Source organism: Serratia sp. FS14 (assembly GCF_000695995.1).
GTDB lineage: Bacteria > Pseudomonadota > Gammaproteobacteria > Enterobacterales > Enterobacteriaceae > Serratia > Serratia nematodiphila.
The window spans coordinates 4,560,020-4,574,594 of sequence record NZ_CP005927.1 but is presented as its reverse complement, the minus strand read 5'-3'; the positions used below and the strand labels follow the sequence as shown (position 1 = coordinate 4,574,594).

General features: G+C 58.6%; 15 protein-coding genes. 10 read left to right on the top strand and 5 right to left on the bottom strand.

What is annotated here, in order from left to right; all coding sequences use genetic code 11:
• Positions 1–3: 3 nt before the first annotated feature.
• Positions 4–717 carry a response regulator transcription factor gene (locus tag L085_RS20875; protein ID WP_044031629.1) on the bottom strand — a complete coding sequence of 238 codons (714 nt, stop codon included), beginning with the start codon at positions 715–717 and terminating at the stop codon, positions 4–6.
• A gap of 151 nt (positions 718–868) precedes the next feature.
• On the opposite strand from L085_RS20875, the gene L085_RS20870 reads away from it, so the two are divergent.
• The 4 genes from L085_RS20870 to L085_RS20855 all read left to right on the top strand — a co-directional run bounded on the left by L085_RS20870 (position 869) and on the right by L085_RS20855 (position 3,152).
• Positions 869–1,480 (top strand): cytochrome b/b6 domain-containing protein, encoded by a 612-nt coding sequence (locus L085_RS20870; RefSeq protein ID WP_033633742.1) that lies wholly within the window; start codon positions 869–871, stop codon positions 1,478–1,480.
• Positions 1,481–1,490: 10 nt separating this feature from the next.
• A complete protein-coding gene (locus L085_RS20865; protein WP_044031628.1) occupies positions 1,491–2,267 on the top strand; it encodes a molybdopterin-dependent oxidoreductase in 777 nt (258 codons plus the stop codon).
• 59 nt (positions 2,268–2,326) lie between these two features.
• Positions 2,327–2,617, top strand: coding sequence for a pentapeptide MXKDX repeat protein (locus tag L085_RS20860; RefSeq protein ID WP_015377176.1), 291 nt, complete (start codon positions 2,327–2,329; stop codon positions 2,615–2,617).
• A 64-nt stretch (positions 2,618–2,681) separates the two neighbouring features.
• The gene (locus tag L085_RS20855; RefSeq protein WP_033637683.1) at positions 2,682–3,152 is read left to right on the top strand and encodes a DUF417 family protein; all 471 of its coding nucleotides are present in this window, start codon (positions 2,682–2,684) and stop codon (positions 3,150–3,152) included.
• 44 nt (positions 3,153–3,196) lie between these two features.
• Here the strand turns inward: L085_RS20855 and L085_RS20850 are convergent, their stop codons facing one another.
• Positions 3,197–5,236, bottom strand: a complete 2,040-nt coding sequence (locus tag L085_RS20850) for a choline transporter (RefSeq protein ID WP_044032110.1) — start codon at positions 5,234–5,236, stop codon at positions 3,197–3,199.
• On the opposite strand from L085_RS20850, the gene L085_RS25570 reads away from it, so the two are divergent.
• The 4 genes from L085_RS25570 to betA all read left to right on the top strand — a co-directional run bounded on the left by L085_RS25570 (position 5,227) and on the right by betA (position 9,528).
• Positions 5,227–5,544 (top strand): hypothetical protein, encoded by a 318-nt coding sequence (locus L085_RS25570; protein ID WP_162472521.1) that lies wholly within the window; start codon positions 5,227–5,229, stop codon positions 5,542–5,544. The two genes, L085_RS20850 and L085_RS25570, sit on opposite strands and share 10 nt — an antisense overlap.
• Before the next feature lie 91 nt (positions 5,545–5,635).
• A complete protein-coding gene (gene betI, locus L085_RS20845; protein WP_004939107.1) occupies positions 5,636–6,238 on the top strand; it encodes a transcriptional regulator BetI in 603 nt (200 codons plus the stop codon).
• Between the two features lie 14 nt (positions 6,239–6,252).
• Entirely contained in the window at positions 6,253–7,725 is a 1,473-nt protein-coding gene (gene betB, locus L085_RS20840) for a betaine-aldehyde dehydrogenase (protein ID WP_004939102.1), read from the top strand.
• 135 nt (positions 7,726–7,860) lie between these two features.
• The gene (gene betA / locus L085_RS20835; RefSeq protein WP_015377181.1) at positions 7,861–9,528 is read left to right on the top strand and encodes a choline dehydrogenase; all 1,668 of its coding nucleotides are present in this window, start codon (positions 7,861–7,863) and stop codon (positions 9,526–9,528) included.
• A 108-nt stretch (positions 9,529–9,636) separates the two neighbouring features.
• On the opposite strand, the gene L085_RS20830 is transcribed toward betA, so the two are convergent.
• The 3 genes from L085_RS20830 to L085_RS20820 form a co-directional block, all read right to left on the bottom strand.
• Complete coding sequence (locus L085_RS20830; RefSeq protein ID WP_044031627.1) at positions 9,637–11,262, bottom strand: FMN-binding glutamate synthase family protein; 1,626 nt, start codon at positions 11,260–11,262, stop codon at positions 9,637–9,639.
• 183 nt (positions 11,263–11,445) lie between these two features.
• Positions 11,446–12,036, bottom strand: coding sequence for a LuxR family transcriptional regulator (locus L085_RS20825; protein ID WP_004939094.1), 591 nt, complete (start codon positions 12,034–12,036; stop codon positions 11,446–11,448).
• Between the two features lie 21 nt (positions 12,037–12,057).
• A complete protein-coding gene (locus L085_RS20820; protein WP_004939091.1) occupies positions 12,058–12,774 on the bottom strand; it encodes an EAL domain-containing protein in 717 nt (238 codons plus the stop codon).
• A 514-nt stretch (positions 12,775–13,288) separates the two neighbouring features.
• Between L085_RS20820 and L085_RS20815 the strand changes: the two genes are divergently transcribed.
• The gene (locus tag L085_RS20815) at positions 13,289–13,816 is read left to right on the top strand and encodes a fimbrial protein (protein WP_004939088.1); all 528 of its coding nucleotides are present in this window, start codon (positions 13,289–13,291) and stop codon (positions 13,814–13,816) included.
• Positions 13,817–13,882: 66 nt separating this feature from the next.
• Positions 13,883–14,566, top strand: a complete 684-nt coding sequence (locus tag L085_RS20810; RefSeq protein ID WP_004939085.1) for a molecular chaperone — start codon at positions 13,883–13,885, stop codon at positions 14,564–14,566.
• Positions 14,567–14,575 lie beyond the last annotated feature (9 nt).

The following is a 14,575-nucleotide window of genomic DNA, read 5'->3' as shown; positions in this document are numbered from 1 at the left end:
GGCTCACTCTTGCGGCGCGGCCGCGAATTTATAGCCCATGCCCCACACCGTGAGGATGCGCTCGGGTTCCGCCGGATTGCGCTCAATCTTGATGCGCAGCCGGTTGATATGGGTGTTGACGGTGTGCTCATACCCTTCGTGCTGATAGCCCCAGACCTGATTCAACAGGCTGAGGCGCGAGAATACCTGGCCCGGGTGGCGGGCGAAAAAGTACAGCAGGTCGAATTCGCGCGGCGTCAGCTCGATCGGCTGTTGGTGCAGGCGCACTTCGCGGGCGATGGGATCGATGGTCAGATCGTTGAAGCTGAGTGCGCCGGCGTCCATGCGCAGGTTGCGGCTCATCGCCTCCTGGCGGCGAAACAGCGCCTTGACCCGCGCCACCAGCTCCAGCATGGAAAAAGGTTTGGCCAGATAGTCGTCGGCGCCCAGTTCCAGCCCCAGCACGCGGTGCACCTCGCTGGAGCGCGCGCTGGTGATGATGATCGGCGTGTAGCGCGTCATGGTGCGCGCCCGGCGGCAAATCTCCAATCCGTCTACGCCCGGCAACATCAGATCGAGGATCAAGGCGTCCCAGCCGCCCTGTTCCAGCATCGCCATGCCCTGATTGCCGTCGGCGGCGTGGCTGATGGCGTAACCCTCGTCACGCAGATGCAGCTGCAGCAGATCGGCGATGTCGCCGTCGTCCTCGACGATCAAAATTCGTTTTGGCTTGTCCATTCTCATTACCGCTGATTAGCCCGATTCTCTCTGAAGTCTACACAACCGCCACCGGCGGAGTTATCACATTTTATTTAACTTTGCGTGAGGTCTTGGGGAACAAATCCGGGGAATACTGGGCTCATCGCATCGTTAGCTGGCAGGAATCGCTATGAGCTTCACCCTCACCCCGGAACAACGACAGACGGTACATCCTCTCTGGCTGCGGTTGACGCATTGGCTGAATGCGCTGGCGATGCTGATCATGGTCACCAGCGGCTGGCGCATCTATAACGCCTCGCCGCTGTTCAACTTCAGTTTTCTCAACGAGCTGACGCTTGGCGGCTGGCTGGGCGGCGCGCTGCAGTGGCACTTCGCCGGCATGTGGCTGTTTGGCGTCAACGGGCTGTGCTACCTGCTGCTTAACCTCGCCAGCGGGCGTTTCAAACGCAAATATTGGCCGCTCAGCCCGAAGCAGTTTCTCGCCGATGTCGGCGCGGCGCTGCGCGGCCGGCTGCAGCACGCCGATTTGCGCCATTACAACATGGTGCAGCGCGTGGCCTATCTGTCGGTGATGCTCCTCGGCGTGATAAGCGCGCTGTCCGGACTGGTGCTGTGGAAATCGGTGCAGTTTCCACTGCTGCGCACGCTGCTCGGCGGCTATGAAGCGGCGCGCTATATCCACTTTTTCGCCATGTCGGCGCTGGTGGCCTTCGTCGCGATCCATCTGGTGATGGTGGCGCTGGTGCCCCGCACGCTGCTGGCCATGCTGCGCGGACGTTAAGGAGTTCACGATGAAAAAGGATAAACAGACCATGACGATCGTTGAAGGGCAGGCGATCGTCAAAGAAGCGCAGCGCTTGTTGACCGCGTCGTCCCGCCGCCGCTTTCTGCGCAACGGTCTGACGCTGGGCGGCATCGCCATGCTCACCGGCTGCGATCTCAGCGGCAACGCCAACGTTGAACAGGCGCTGAGCCGCATTTCGCGCCTCAACGATCGGGTGCAGGGCTGGCTGTTCAACGGCGATCGCCTGGCGCCGGTCTACCCGGAATCGATGATCACCCGGCCATTCCCGTTCAACGCCTTTTACGCCGAGGAGGACGCGCCCGACATCAACGGCGACGACTATCGGCTGGAGGTGGCGGGGCTGGTGCAGGACAAGCGCGCCTGGAGCCTGCCGCAGCTGCATCGGATGGCGCAGGTCAGCCAGGTGACGCGTCATATTTGCGTCGAGGGTTGGAGCGCCATCGGCAAGTGGGGCGGCGTGCCGTTCGCCACCTTTCTTAAGGTAATCGGCGCGGATCTGAGCGCCCGCTACGTCAGCTTCAAATGCGCCGACGACTACTACACCAGCATCGATATGGCCACCGCGCTGCATCCGCAGACGATTATCGCGCTGACCTACGACGGCCAGATCTTGCCGCGCAAGTACGGCTACCCGATGAAGCTGCGCATGCCGACCAAGCTGGGCTACAAGAATCCGAAACACATTCAGGTGATCGAGGTCACCAACCGCTTCCCGGGCGGTTACTGGGAAGACCAGGGCTACAACTGGTTTGGCGGCAGCTGAGGCGGCCGCCGGCCATTCTCCGGCACTCCGGTGCCTTTGACATGACGGAAGGAAATACCATGAAAAAGTTATTCGCAATGATGATGTGCAGCGCGCTGATGCTGGGCGTGGCCGGCGCCAACGCCGCGGACGGCATGAGTAAAGACGCGATGAAAAAGGACGGCATGAGCCAGATGTCGCACGACGGCATGGCGAAAGATGGGATGAAGAAAGAGTGCATGGGCAAGGACTGCATGAAGAAAGACAAAATGGGCAAAGACGCCATGAAAAAGGATGGCATGGCGAAAGACAGTATGGCCAAAGACGGCATGAAGAAAGACGAGATGAAAAAGGATGCGATGGGGCACTAAGCCGCCTCACCCCGCGGCCGCAAGCGGCAAACCGCGGCGGCTGCGGGCAGCATAAGGAGAGAGGATGATGTTGGCGACATGGCTGCGGCGCTTTCAGCGCTCGAACGGGGACGTTATCTTTATGCGCGCGGCGTTGGTGGTGATTTTCGCCGCCTTCGGCTACGCCAAATGGTTTGATTACGAGGCACAGGGGCTGGTGCCGCTGATCGGCAACAGCCCGCTGCTGAGCTGGATGCATCAGGCGTTCGGCATTCGCGGCGCCAGTTATGCATTAGGCGTCGCTGAATGGAGCTTCGGTTTGCTGCTGTTGGCGGGATTCTGGTCGCGGCGGTTGGGGTTGCTGGGGGCGATCGGATCGACGGTGACCTACCTGACCACGCTGACGCTGATCTTTTCTACGCCGGGCGCCTGGGAGCCCTCCGCCGGCGGTTTTCCCGCCATGGCCGGCGCCACCAGCTTTTTAATCAAGGATCTGGTGTTGTTGGCCGGCTCCCTGGTGCTGCTGAAGGCCGATTTGCCGGCCGAGCAGGCATAAAAAAGGGCGTAGCCTGGCTACGCCCTCTGGTTATTGATTGACCGTCACATATCCGGGAAGGTCAGGGTGCCCCCCGGCGCTTCGCGATGAATGTGCAGGAAGTTCAGGTGCTTCTCGTACTGGTCGAGAATATCGCCAATCACCTGTTCCTTGCTGTAGTCCATCAGGTCGTTGCCCTGGGTGCCTTCCATCAGGAAGGTTTCCAGCCGGTAGTAGTGCGACTTGCCGGAGCGGGCGCGGTAGGTGAAGCCCGGCACCGAGTAGCGCATCGGCCAGATCTGATAGATGAAGTTCTGTTCCTCGCCCAGGTGTACCAGCAGCTCCAGGTGGTTCAGGCGTTCGTCTTCGGTCGGCGGCACTTCGCTGAACTCCACTTTCGCGCCGCGCAACTCCAGTTCGCGCGCCACGTCCTGCATCGCCGGGCGGCAAACCGTATCCAACATTTTCTGCGTGTACTGCGTGCCCGGGTAGTTCATCACCCGCGACAGGCGCTGTTTCCAGTTGAGCACGTCGTGGCTGGAAACCGGCACCGGCGCCAGGGTGCTGAGCGCGCTGGCCTTGCGGTAGTCCTCCACCCGCAGCGATTTATACAGCCCGGCCATCACGAAGAAGATCACGAAGCTGAACGGCAGGCCCATGATCACCGTGGTTTTCTGCAGCGCCGGCACGCCGTCGGTCATCAGCATGCCGATGGTCAGCAGGCCGATGGCCACCGACCAGAAAATCCGCAGCCAGTTCGGCGCATCATTATTGATGTCGGCCAGGCGCGAGGTGAAGTTACCCAGCACCAGCGAGCCGGAGTCCGCCGAGGTGACGTAGAACAGCAGGCCGGTGATGGTGGCGACCGAGGCGCTGAAGGTGAAGCCGGGGTATTGCGCCAGCAGGCTGTAGAAGCCGCGCTCCGGGAACTGCATCACTTCCTGAGCAAACTCGGCGTTGCCGTGGATGATCTGGTACAGCGCGCTGTTGCCGAAGATAGACAGCCACAGCAGGGTGAACACGAACGGTATGATCAGCGTGCCGACCACGAACTGACGAATGGTGCGCCCGCGCGAGATGCGCGCCAGGAACAGGCCGACGAACGGCGACCAGGCCACCCACCAGGCCCAGAAGAACAGCGTCCAGTTGTTCATCCACTCCACCGGCCGATCGAAGGCGAAGCTGTTGAGCGTCATGCCCATAAAGCGGTTGACGTAATCGCCGACGTTAAGCACCAGCGCGTTGAGCAGGAACTCGGTGTCGCCGAAGAACAGCACGAACAGGATCAGGCCCAGCGCCAGCAGCACGTTCAGCTCGGACAGGATGCGGATACCCTTGTTGACCCCCGAGGTGACCGAGATGGTGGCCATGATCACCGACAGCAGGATCAGCGAGCCCTGCACCGTCAGGTTTTCTGGGATCTCGAACAACACCTTGAGGCCGTAGTTGAGCTGCACCACGCCGATGCCCAGCGTGGTGGCGATGCCGAAGATGGTGCCGAGCACCGCGGCGATGTCCACGCTGTGGCCGATCGGGCCGTTGATGCGTTTACCGAAGATTGGGTACAGCGCCGAGCGGATGGTCAGCGGCAGATTGTAGCGATAGCTGAAGTAGCCGAGGGCGATGCCCATCAGCGCATACATCGACCAGCCGGTCAGGCCGTAGTGGAACAGCGTCCAGACCATTGCCTGGCGCGCGGCCTCCAGCGTTTGCGCGTCGCCTTCCGGCGGCATCATGTACTGGGTCACCGGCTCGGCGACCGAAAAGAACATCAGGTCGATGCCGATGCCGGCGGCGAACAGCATCGCCGCCCAGCTCATCAGGCTGAACTCCGGCTTGGACTGCTCCGGCCCGAGCTTGATGGAACCGAAGCGCGAGGCGGCGATAAACACCACGAACACGATGTACAGCGTCGCCGCCAGCAGGTAGTACCAACCGAAGGTGGTCGACACCCAATTCAGCGTGCGGGTGATCCACTGCCCGGAGAAGTCGGTGAAAAAGATGGTCATCAGCGAGAAGGCCAGGATCAGCCCCGCCGAGGTGAAGAAAACCACAGGGTTGAGGCGGTCCTGCTGCGGTTTGGAGGAGGTTTCGCGTGTTGTCATCGTCATCCTCTGAACTGAGTAAAATCGTGCCGCTCCGCATTTCGGGGCGCGCTGGCGCCGCCGGAAAACGGGCGAATGAAGGCGGCGACCATCCCCATGGGAATGGCCTGAGTAACGCCGCTTTCGCCTGTTGCCGAAGCACCGGAGCGCTTCGCGGTGGGAACCGCTTACAGCCACTGATTTTGGTCAGATTCGTTAATTACCTCACAAAAATCAGCCAGTTCCACAACCAGATAGTACAAATTTTTAACCAGGCGGCAATAAAATATATGCAATTTTTATTGAACGTTCAATCAAAAAAAGTTTAATAGTCCGCATGATGACCTGAATCACGGGCGAAACGGCAGTGAAATTTGCCCGCTGAGATAAGGCCGAAGTCGGTTTTGTGAGAGTCGAAATATGCCAAAGGTAGGAATGCAGCCAATCAGAAGGCAGCAGTTGATTGATGCCACGCTCGCCGCGGTAAACGAAGTGGGAATGCATGACGCCACCATCGCGCAGATCGCGCGGCGCGCCGGCGTTTCCAACGGCATCATCAGCCATTATTTCAAGGACAAGAACGGCCTGCTGGAAGCCACGATGCGCTATCTGATCAGCCACCTGGGCGAGGCGGTGAAGCTGCGGCTGCAGGCGCTGACCGATAACAGCCCGGCGGCGCGGCTGCAGGCGATCGTCGCCGGCAACTTCGACGACAGCCAGATCAACAGCGCGGCGATGAAGACCTGGCTGGCCTTTTGGGCCAGCAGCCTGCACCAGCCGCAGCTCAACCGGCTGCAACAGGTGAACGGCCGCCGGCTTTATTCCAACCTGTGCGCCGAGTTTCGCCGCGTTATGCCGCAGCCGCAGGCGCGGTTGGCGGCCAAGGGGCTGGCGGCGCTGATCGATGGGCTGTGGCTGCGCAGCGCGCTGCGCGGCTCCGCGTTCAATCAGGCGCAGGCGCTGGCGCTCACGACCGAATACATCACGTTCCAACTCCGGGGGCAGACGCCGCCCGGAGGATAACTCAAGGAGATCCTATGTCCCGTTTTGGCTTGCAGAAGCTCTATATTCATGGCGCCTATGTAGACAGCACCGCTGGAAAAACCTTCAACGCCATTAACCCGGCGAACGGCGAAGTTCTGGCTGAAGTCCAGTCCGCCGGCGCTGAAGACGTCGATCGTGCGGTGGCCAGCGCGGCCAGCGGGCAGAAGGTGTGGGCGGCGATGACGGCGATGGCGCGTTCGCGCATCCTGCGTCGCGCGGTGGATATTCTGCGCGAGCGCAACGATGAGCTGGCGGCGCTGGAAACGCTGGATACCGGCAAAGCGATGTCGGAAACCACCGCGGTGGACATCGTCACCGGCGCCGACGTGCTGGAGTATTACGCCGGCCTGATCCCGGCCATTGAAGGCGAACAGATCCCGCTGCGCGATACCTCGTTCGTCTACACCCGCCGCGAACCGCTGGGCGTGGTGGCCGGCATCGGCGCCTGGAACTACCCGATTCAGATCGCGCTGTGGAAGTCCGCGCCGGCGCTGGCGGCGGGCAATGCGATGATCTTCAAGCCAAGCGAAGTCACGTCATTGACGGCGCTGAAGCTGGCGGAAATCTACACCGAAGCCGGCCTGCCGGACGGCGTGTTCAACGTGGTGACCGGCAGCGGGGCGGAAGTGGGGCAATACCTGACCGACCATCCGGGCATTGCCAAAGTCTCTTTCACCGGCGGGGTGAAAACCGGCAAGAAGGTGATGGCCAACGCGTCGGGTTCGACGCTGAAGGAAGTCACCATGGAACTGGGCGGCAAGTCGCCGCTGATTATCTTCGACGACGCCGATCTGGATCGCGCCGCCGATATCGCCATGATGGCCAACTTCTACAGCTCCGGCCAGGTGTGTACCAACGGCACCCGCGTCTTTGTGCCGGCGGCGCTGCAGGCGCAGTTTGAGGCGAAAATTCTCGAGCGCGTGAAGCGCATTCGCCTCGGCGATCCGACCGATCCGCAAACCAACTTCGGGCCGCTGGTCAGCTTTGCGCACATGGAATCGGTGCTGCGCTTTATCGAGAGCGGCAAAAACAGCGGTGCGCGCCTGCTGTGCGGCGGCGAACGCGTCACCCACGGCGAATTCGGCAAGGGCGCTTACGTGGCGCCGACGGTATTCAGCGACTGCCGCGACGACATGGAAATCGTGCGCGAAGAGATCTTCGGGCCGGTGATGAGTATTCTCAGCTACCAGAGCGAAGAGGAAGTGGTGCGCCGTGCCAACGACACCACCTTCGGCCTGGCCGCGGGCGTGGTGACCCACGATCTGGCCCGCGCGCACCGCGTGATCCACCAGCTGGAAGCCGGCATTTGCTGGATCAACACCTGGGGCGAGTCGGCGGCGGAAATGCCGGTCGGTGGCTACAAGCAGTCCGGCGTCGGCCGCGAAAACGGCCTGACCACGCTGGAGCACTACACCCAGATCAAATCGGTGCAGGTTGAGCTGGGCGATTACGCCTCGGTATTTTAACTATCCCCGTCGTCTTTCGAGCCGCAGCCGGGTTGGCTGCGGCCGACACTCCCCGAGAGCCAAATACACCGCCTGTTGCGGATCCGCGTTTCGCGTTTTCGTCTCATGCAGGCCAATAAAGTAAGGAGATAATGAATGGAATTTGACTACATCATTATCGGTGCCGGTTCCGCCGGCAACGTGTTAGCCACCAGATTGACCGAAGACGCCGACGTCAGCGTCCTGCTGCTGGAAGCCGGCGGCCCGGATTACCGGATGGATTTCCGTACCCAGATGCCGGCCGCGCTGGCGTTTCCGCTGCAGGGCCGCCGCTATAACTGGGCGTATGAAACCGATCCTGAGCCGCACATGAACAACCGCCGGATGGAATGCGGCCGCGGCAAAGGGCTGGGCGGTTCATCCCTGATCAACGGCATGTGTTACATTCGCGGCAACGCGATGGATTTCGACAACTGGGCCAAGGCGCCGGGTCTGGAAGACTGGACCTATCTGGACTGCCTGCCGTATTTCCGCAAGGCGGAAACGCGCGATATCGGCCCGAACGATTACCACGGCGGTGAGGGCCCGGTGAGCGTCACCACGCCGAAGGCCGGTAACAACGAACTGTTCCACGCCATGGTGGAAGCCGGCGTGCAGGCGGGTTACCCGCGCACTGACGATCTGAACGGTTACCAACAAGAAGGCTTCGGCCCGATGGATCGCACCGTGACGCCGAAGGGACGCCGCGCCAGCACCGCCCGCGGTTATCTGGATCAGGCGCGTTCCCGGCCGAACCTGAAGATCGTCACCCATGCGCTGACCGACCATATCGTGTTCGACGGCAAGCGCGCAGTGGGTGTCAACTATCTGCAGGGCGACAGCAATCAGCTGACCCATGCCAAAGCGCGCCGCGAAGTGCTGCTGTGCGCCGGCGCCATCGCCTCGCCGCAAATTCTGCAGCGTTCGGGCGTCGGCCCGGCGGCGCTGCTGAAAAGTCTGGACATCAACGTGGTGCACGATCTGCCGGGGGTGGGGGAAAACCTGCAGGACCACCTGGAGATGTATCTGCAGTACGCCTGTAAGAAACCGGTGTCGCTGTACCCGGCGTTGCAATGGTTCAATCAGCCGAAAATCGGCGCGGAATGGCTGTTCAACGGCACCGGCGTCGGCGCCAGCAACCAGTTCGAGGCCGGCGGTTTCATCCGCAGCCGCGCAGAGTTCGCCTGGCCGAACATTCAGTATCACTTCCTGCCGGTGGCGATTAACTATAACGGCAGCAACGCGGTGAAAGAGCATGGCTTCCAGGCCCACGTCGGTTCGATGCGTTCGCCGAGCCGCGGCCGGGTGCAGGTGAAATCGAAAGATCCGCGTCAGCATCCGAGCATTCTGTTCAACTACATGTCGACCGAACAGGATTGGCAGGAGTTCCGCGACGCTATCCGCATCACGCGCGAAATCATGGCGCAGCCTGCCCTGGACGAATACCGCGGCCGCGAGATCAGCCCAGGGCCGGAGGTGCAGACCGACGAGCAGCTGGACGCCTTCGTGCGCGAGCACGCCGAAACCGCCTTCCACCCGTCCTGCTCGTGCAAGATGGGCGAAGACGAGATGGCGGTGGTCGACGGCCAGGGCCGGGTGCACGGCATGGAAGGATTGCGGGTGGTGGATGCGTCAATCATGCCGCTGATCATTACCGGCAACCTGAACGCCACCACCATCATGATCGCCGAAAAGATCGCCGACCGCATTCGCCAGCGCGCGCCGCTGCCGCGCAGCACCGCCGACTACTACGTCGCCGGCGATGCGCCGGTGCGCAAGCAGTAACCGACACGCCCTCTCGCCGTTGAGGGGGAGGGCCGCCGTAGCAAGCAACCCCTCTCCATATGCTCTTCCCCAAGGCGAGGGGGCAACTCTCTTTTATCCCTTATCCCATCATGCCGCCGGCAGCGAGATCGCCTGATCGAAACTGGTGGGCGTCGCCATGCGCCACATGCGGGCGTAGAACTCGCTTTTGATCTCCGGCTGCAGCAGCGCGCCCGGCTCCAGATAGTAATAGATATCGGCGTACACCTTGATCTCGGTCGGCGTGATGCGGCGCAGCATATGGTGCGAGGTCAGCTGCTCCGGGCGGCTGACGCCGGCCGCCGCCAGCATGTCTGCCAGCGCTTTCACCGTATTCTGATGGAAGTGGTAGACGCGTTCCGCCTTGTTCGGTACCACCAGCGCCTTTTGCCGCAGCGGATCTTGCGTCGCTACGCCGGTCGGGCAGTGGTTGGTGTGGCAGCTTTGCGACTGGATGCAGCCGACGGCGAACATAAAGCCGCGCGCCGAATTCACCCAGTCGGCGCCGAGCACCAGCACGCTGGCGATGTCAAAGGCGCTGATGATCTTGCCGCTGGCGCCAATCTTGATTTGGTCGCGCAGGCCGCAGCCCACCAGCGTGTTATGCACGAACAGCAGCCCTTCGCGCAGCGGCATGCCCATATAGTTGGAGAGTTCGAGCGGCGCGGCGCCGGTGCCGCCCTCCTTGCCGTCCACCACGATGAAGTCCGGCAGAATGCGGGTGTGCAGCATCGCCTTGACGATGGCGACGAACTCCCACGGGTGGCCGATGCACAGCTTGAAACCGACCGGTTTGCCGCCTGACAGCTCGCGCAGCTGTTGGATGAACTGCATCATTTCCAGCGGGGTGGTGAAGGCGCTGTGCGAGGCCGGCGAGATGCAATCCACGCCTTCCGGCACGCCGCGGGTGGCGGCGATTTCCGCATCTACCTTCTTCGCCGGCAGAATGCCGCCGTGGCCCGGCTTGGCGCCCTGGCTGAGCTTGATTTCAATCATTTTCACCTGCGGGCTTTGCGCCTGTTCGGCAAAGCGGCGCGGATCGAAATGGCCGTCGGCGGTGCGACAGCCGAAATAGCCGCTGCCCAGCTCCCACACCAGGTCGCCGTTGTTTTCGCGGTGATAGCGGCTGATGCTGCCCTCACCGGTGTCGTGGTAGAAGTTACCCTTGGCCGCGCCGAGGTTGAGCGCGCGGATGGCGTTGGCGGAGAGTGCGCCGAAGCTCATGGCCGAAATGTTGAAGATCGACGCGGAGTAGGGCTGGCGGCAGTCGGCGCCGCCGATGATGATGCGGAAACTGGTTGGGTCGGCGGCTTCCACCGGCCGCATGGAGTGGCCGATGCACTCATAGCCGGTTTGATACACGTCCAGCAGGGTGCCGAACGGTTTGTCACCCATCTCGTTTTTCGCCCGGCGATACACCAGCGTGCGCTGGGTGCGCGAAAACGGGATCTCTTCATTATCCTGCTCGAGGAAATACTGGCGCAGTTCCGGACGGATGAACTCGAAGAAGAAGCGCAGGCGGCCGATGATCGGGTAGTTGCGGCAGATGGCGTGGCGCTGCTGCGTGAGATCGTAGATACCCAGCACCATCAGGCAACCGCAGGCCAGGGCCGGCAGCCAGAACCACGGATGGTTGTGCATCATGATCAAGAAAACCAGGGTGAGCAAGATGCTCAGCACAAAGCAGGTATAGCGGCTGAATAAGGACGACTTCATAACATCTCCTGATGTTTATTTTAATCCACACGACATGACTCACGGATAATCCGTGTGCAAATCGTAACCAACAGGAGAGGATGTTGTGTGTCTGTTGCTGCTTTGTCGCCGGTTGTTACATTAATTTAACCTGGCGGAAGGGAGGGGTTGCCGCGCGGCGTGCCGCGCAACAAGCCAAGATGTTTATTTGCCGGCGACGAAGATGGTGCTCATGCTGCGCAGCCGCAGCTTTTTCATCGCGCTGTATTTCTGCGAGAAGATGGTTTTCGGGTGCGTGCCGCGTTTTTCCGCGATATGCAGCAGGCTGTCGCCGCGCAGCAGATTGAAGATCACGTCGCTTTCCGCCGGGCTGAGCTCGCGGGTTTTCTGCACCCGGATACCGCCCGGTTCTTTGCTTTCCAGCAGCCGCTGGATTTTTTCCTGCAGCGAATAAAGCGGAATGCGGGTAGAGACCAATTCAACGGAAATCCCCAGGATCGACAGCAGTTTCACCACGCGCTCGTCGTCATAGAACACCAACAGGCGCGTCTTGCTGTTGTATTGCTGGTGCAGGGACACCAGGCTTTCGATCACGTTGACGCTCTGTTCCAGGTTTTGCGAGGTGAAAATCAGCGCGATATCGTGCTTGGTGATCTTCTCTGCTTTGGCGCCGCCGTGCATGAAATCGGAAAACAGGCGGATATCGTACGCGCCGTAATGTTTCTTCAGCAGCACCGACAGGCCAACATAGCTGTACTTACACTCACTAATCACAAGAACGTTGTTTTTAGACATAGGGCAAACACCAATACCGAGTTAAAAGTATTCAGCTGTAAGAAGCGAGTTCAAATCCTTGATGCTGGATTCCTTCCACAGCTTTCCCTGCAGTGCGTAATATGGCATTTCATCCAGCCATTTCTTGTGTTCGGGAGTTTCAACTCCTTCGATAATTACCTTGTAATGATTAAGGTAAAAGAAGCGCAGTAACGCGCGCATCAAGCCCTCGCCGCCGGACTTTTTCATAAAGTCCCAGAGCAGAAAACGATCGAGCTTAACGAAGCGGAACTGGCTGTTGTACAACGCGGAAAAACCCGCATAGCCAGAACCAAAATCATCGAGCCAAAATGAATAACTATTCAATGACGGATCGCCGTGCACGCGATCTTTCACCAGCCGGGTTGAATTCTCGCTGATCTCAAAATGAATACAGCGCAGGGCATTAATTCTCTCGGCAAAGTGACTATTCGCCAGCGATTGCAGGGAATAATCGTCAACATTCAAAGTGGCTATCACTTGGTTTTCATGAAACCAGTGTTTGTATTTATCGATCAGATTGATCTGATCCATCAAAATCTCAATCCGGGTGGCGCTGTCGGCGTGACGAAAGAACTGTTCAGGAGAAAAATGGGCATATTCGCTATTAAACGTAAAGCGAGACAGACATTCAACGGCCAGCAATTGTCCCGACTTCGCGAACATTGGCTGAAAAACATAATTAATGCCGTTATTTTTCTCTCTGAAAGAACCGCTCATTTCCCAATCCTTGGATTGATATTTAACTTGTTGATTTTAAATGATTAAAAAGAAAGTTACTCCAGGTTTATTGGTAAATTTCTTATTTAAAGCGTCAGGATGGCCGAAACGTGTCGACAGACCATTAAACGCGTAATTCGTGCCAAAGTCCAAACGTCGCAATCTGTTACTAAATGTAAATATTCGGGATAATATTCTGATTTTCAGGCCTTAACGCAAAATCTTGAACTCTGCAGCTTTCCCAAACACAGATTATTCCTATTCATATGAATCGTCAACATCGATCGATAGGTATCCGCCGATAGTTTATTCCTATCAAGAGGGGGCTTATGAATGTTTTAAACGATTTAACATTAAGAATATGCTTAGTCTATATTTCGTCCGGCAATGAGTTCATCGAGGCAACGCTCCTTTTCAGCAAGGGAGTGCTATCGCTGAGTGTATGCTCAGTGGCGGCAATATATATATAAGCCCGCCACTGAATCGATTATTTTATTGTTCTATGGAGCTGGAAATGAAAAAAGTATTATTGCCTTTGGCTGCCCTGGTATTGTCTGCAACTGCTTCCAACGCAATGGCAGCAAACGGCAACGTTAAATTCACCGGTGAAATTGTACAGTCCACCTGTAAAGTTGTTGATAAAGACCAGAATAAAGAAGTTTACCTGGGTAAATATCCTACCACCGCTTTCCCAACTGCCGGTTCTACCAGCGGTGCTAAAGCTTTCGATATCAGCCTGGAGAAATGTGAAGCGGGTAACTACACCCTGCGTTTCGACGGTAACACCCCAGCTGGCCACCCAGAGCTGTTGGCTGTAACTGGCGGCGCGACTGGCGTTGGCGTTGAAATTCTGGATAACAACGGTTCTACTCTGCCAATCTCTCAGGAAGTGGCTACCCCAGCTACCGTAACTGTTGCTGCTGATGGCGATAACCCAGGCGCTGCGACTTTCAACCTGCGCGCTCGTTACAAATCCTTCCAGGATCTGGTAACTGCCGGTCAGGCAAACTCTAACGCTACCTTCACCATCGAATACAAATAATTCGCTGGCAGGATAGATAGAGTTATTGGCCAAGGATGGCTAAATTTTGAGAGTTGAGACATTCCGATGAAAAAAATTCTGACTGGTATTTTATTCGCATTCTCTGTTAATGCCTTTGCCGGCATTCAGGTTGATGCGACGCGTGTCATCTATAACAGCGCAAGTAAATCCGCATCGCTCTCAATCAGCAATGACAGCGACGATACCTACATGGTGCAAACCTGGCTGGATACTGGCGATGCAAGCCAGATGCCTAAGAATTTGCCGATCGTGGTGACGCCACCCATTTTGAAGCTGGCTGCCAAGAAAGACGCCATTTTGCGTTTTATCTATTCCGGCAGCGGTTTGCCGCAGGACAGAGAATCTCTGCTCTGGGTCAACGTACAGGAAATTCCGCCAACGCCTAAGCAAGATAACGTGCTGCAGGTGGCGATCCGTACTCGTATCAAACTGTTCTATCGCCCGGATTCGTTGAAAACCAACCTGCAACAGCAGGCGGAAGCGCTGAAGTGGAAGCGCCAGGGCGGCAATTTAGTCGTGACTAACGATGGCCCGCTGTTCGTCACGCTGGGCGTGTTGAACCTGAAGAGCGGCGGCAAGAGCTGGAAAGTGAACGCCGACATGGTCAAGCCACACGACAGCCTGCGTATTTCCCTGCCTCAGGGGGCGCAATCAGCCAACAATATGTCGTTTACCTATATCAACGACTATGGCGGTCACACCGAGATTAAAAACGTCGCACTGAATTGATTTGAAGCA

Excerpts from the sequence above, each read along its gene's own strand:
- L085_RS20875 (WP_044031629.1), bottom strand. The coding sequence starts at position 717 with ATGGACAAGCCAAAACGAATTTTGATCGTCGAGGACGACGGCGACATC.
- L085_RS20870 (WP_033633742.1), top strand. The coding sequence starts at position 869 with ATGAGCTTCACCCTCACCCCGGAACAACGACAGACGGTACATCCTCTC.
- L085_RS20865 (WP_044031628.1), top strand. The coding sequence starts at position 1,491 with ATGAAAAAGGATAAACAGACCATGACGATCGTTGAAGGGCAGGCGATC.
- L085_RS20860 (WP_015377176.1), top strand. The coding sequence starts at position 2,327 with ATGAAAAAGTTATTCGCAATGATGATGTGCAGCGCGCTGATGCTGGGC.
- L085_RS20855 (WP_033637683.1), top strand. The coding sequence starts at position 2,682 with ATGATGTTGGCGACATGGCTGCGGCGCTTTCAGCGCTCGAACGGGGAC.
- L085_RS20850 (WP_044032110.1), bottom strand. The coding sequence starts at position 5,236 with ATGACAACACGCGAAACCTCCTCCAAACCGCAGCAGGACCGCCTCAAC.
- betI (WP_004939107.1), top strand. The coding sequence starts at position 5,636 with ATGCCAAAGGTAGGAATGCAGCCAATCAGAAGGCAGCAGTTGATTGAT.
- betB (WP_004939102.1), top strand. The coding sequence starts at position 6,253 with ATGTCCCGTTTTGGCTTGCAGAAGCTCTATATTCATGGCGCCTATGTA.
- betA (WP_015377181.1), top strand. The coding sequence starts at position 7,861 with ATGGAATTTGACTACATCATTATCGGTGCCGGTTCCGCCGGCAACGTG.
- L085_RS20830 (WP_044031627.1), bottom strand. The coding sequence starts at position 11,262 with ATGAAGTCGTCCTTATTCAGCCGCTATACCTGCTTTGTGCTGAGCATC.
- L085_RS20825 (WP_004939094.1), bottom strand. The coding sequence starts at position 12,036 with ATGTCTAAAAACAACGTTCTTGTGATTAGTGAGTGTAAGTACAGCTAT.
- L085_RS20820 (WP_004939091.1), bottom strand. The coding sequence starts at position 12,774 with ATGAGCGGTTCTTTCAGAGAGAAAAATAACGGCATTAATTATGTTTTT.
- L085_RS20815 (WP_004939088.1), top strand. The coding sequence starts at position 13,289 with ATGAAAAAAGTATTATTGCCTTTGGCTGCCCTGGTATTGTCTGCAACT.
- L085_RS20810 (WP_004939085.1), top strand. The coding sequence starts at position 13,883 with ATGAAAAAAATTCTGACTGGTATTTTATTCGCATTCTCTGTTAATGCC.